Below are 501 nucleotides of genomic sequence, written 5' to 3'. Positions count from 1 at the left end.
ACCTATCAGGGGCAGATCAGCAACGCCGCGGGGGCGAGCGGGCTGATCCTGCAGCAGAGCGGAGCCCTGGTCCCGGCCGGCCTGACCCCGGGCCAGGCCATCGTCAATCCCGGCCAGGGCGCGGTCGTCTTCGCGGTCGACCGCCTCAAGGGCTCGGGGATCGACACCCTGGTGCTCGGCGGCCCCTCGTCCAACCGCGACGCCAGCCCGATCGTGGCCTTCGCGGGCGGCGTCGACCTGAACCTCGGCCGCGCCGTCGTCGTCAACGCCTCGCAGATCCTGGCGCTGCCCGCCGGCGCCGTCGCGATCCCGCAGCTGGCGGCCGGGACGGCGAACACCGGCGGAGCGTCGGTGTCGATCGCCGCGCCCTATGTCGCCCTGGCCGGCCGCGTCGGCGCGCGACTGGGCCGCGCCCAGCTGGAAGCGGGCCGTGCGGATGTCGGCCTCGGCGTCGAACCGCGCGGCATTGAGCCGAGCCTCGGCGGCCTGCAGCTCGCCTTG

General features: G+C 75.4%; 1 protein-coding gene. It reads left to right on the top strand.

All coding sequences use genetic code 11. The annotated features are described in order from the left end of the window. A partial coding sequence (locus tag D1614_RS25930; protein WP_162304633.1) for a hypothetical protein occupies positions 1–501 on the top strand: 501 nt, incomplete at both ends.

The sequence above is a fragment of the Maribellus luteus genome (genome assembly GCF_003576475.1).
Taxonomy (GTDB): domain Bacteria; phylum Bacteroidota; class Bacteroidia; order Bacteroidales; family Prolixibacteraceae; genus Draconibacterium; species Draconibacterium luteum.
Note: the sequence above shows the minus strand (reverse complement) of the source record. Positions and strands in the feature narration are given on the sequence as shown.